The organism is Kitasatospora sp. NPDC056446, from assembly GCF_042796115.1.
Classification (GTDB): domain Bacteria; phylum Actinomycetota; class Actinomycetes; order Streptomycetales; family Streptomycetaceae; genus Kitasatospora.
This window is the reverse complement of record NZ_JBHTRF010000198.1, coordinates 1-1791: the sequence shown is the minus strand read 5'-3', so window position 1 is coordinate 1791 and position 1791 is coordinate 1. Positions and strand designations below refer to the sequence as shown.

Below are 1791 nucleotides of genomic sequence, written 5' to 3'. Positions count from 1 at the left end.
CGGTGGATGGCAGTGGCACCCGCTCCGTGGCCAGCGACGGCGGCACGATCGTGCTGCGCTCGGCCAATGGCCTGTACCTGGATGGCACGCTGCGGGCGGCGGCCGGTGGCGTTGGCGCGCAGGGCGGCACGCTGGGCGTGGCCTTCGGCGGTGGGGTGTACGAGCGCCGGGCGGGCGCTGCGGAGCTTGGCCCGCGTGCAATCACCCTGGTGCAGCAGTCCAGCGATGCAGCCCCTGGCGCGTCCACGCCATTGCAGCACGGGCACGCCGAGCTGTCGGCGGCACAGGTGCAGGCCGGTGGCTTCGACCATCTTTCGGTGTTCGGCGATCTTCGCGCGCAGGGGGATGTCGACCTGCGCGTGGGGCAGAGCCTGCGCCTGTACGGGCTGAGCGATGCCGCGATGGGCATGGCCACCGGCAGCGCGGCGGGATCGGCATTGCACGTGCAGGCGCCCTATGTGCGCCTTGCGCAGGCACGCTGGTTCCGTGACACCTCGGACAATCCCTTTGTGGCGCCGGTGGCGGCCCGTGCCGACGCCGGCAACCACAGTTTCAGCGCCTCGGCACAGGTGCTGGACGTACGCGATACGGTCGATCTGGCCGGCTTCGGCAGCGCCCACCTTGCCAGCAGCGGCGACCTGCGGCTGCTGGCGAAAGTCAGTGGCAACAGCAACTTCTTCGATACCCAGCTGCTGGCGCCGTCGAGCCTGGACATCACGGCCGCGCAGATCTATCCGGTTGCCGGAACCAAGGGCCGTATCGCGGTATCGATCTACGACGTGCTGGGTGGACAGAACAACTGGACCGATGCCAAGGGCGTGCTTCGCATCCATGGCACCGGCGCCACGCCTCCTGCGGCCGATTCGGTGTTCGGTTCGCTGGCGTTGGTTGCCGCCACGGTCGAGCAGGGAGGCGTGGTGCGCGCGCCGCTGGGACAGCTGGTGATCGGCGGCCTGGGCCCAGGCAACGTCGCGTCGCGTATCACGCTGTTGCCCGGCAGTGTGACCTCAAGCAGCGCAGCCGGCCTCAGCGTTCCCTTCGGTGGCACCGTGGATGGCCAGCGCTGGCGCCTGAACGGCAAGGATGTCAGTCCCAGCCTGGTGGGCATGATCAACACCGTGGACACGGTGGGTGTCGACCTGCATGCCAACAGTGTCGACATCCAGGCCGGTGCGCTGCTGGACCTGTCCGGTGGCGGCACGCTGACCGGCGCAGGGTTCGTCAGTGGCCGCAGCGGCTCGGTGGACGTGCGCAGCCACGCACTGCGTGACGCCAATCCGGCTTACACCTTCAGCGCCAGCAGCAACGCGGTGTATGCCATTGTCCCGTCCTACCGCAACGGCATCGCGCCGCTGGGCCTGGCCGACGGCAGCGCCGACCCGGGCATCGGCCAGCGCATCACCGTGCCTGAAGGGGTGCCGGGCCTGGCGGCGGGCACCTATACGTTGCTGCCGGCGTCCTACGCGCTGCAGCCGGGCGCGTTCCGGGTGGAAGTAGGGGCGCAGGGCACGCAGCAGGCGTTGGCCACCGCCACCGGAACCGGCTCGTGGAAAGTCAGCGGCCAGCAGGCGCAGGGGCTCGCGCCTTCCGCATCGCCGTTGTGGACGGACCTGGTGCTGACCCCGGCCGACGTGGTGCGCCGCCACTCCGGCTACAACGAAACCGGCTACAACGCGTTCGTGCAGGAAGATGCGGCGCGGCGTGGCATCGCGCGTGGCATGCAGTCGGTGGACGCCGGCACGCTGCGGCTGACGCTGGGCGCCGGTGCAGGCCTGGGCACCACAGACGCAC

1 protein-coding gene is annotated in these 1791 nt (G+C 70.1%); it reads left to right on the top strand.

Annotated features, from left to right (window positions below; all coding sequences use genetic code 11):
- Positions 1 to 26 precede the first annotated feature (26 nt).
- Positions 27 to 1791: hypothetical protein (locus ACFQ6N_RS40595; protein WP_380659169.1), on the top strand; the 1765-nt coding region annotated here is incomplete at its 3' end.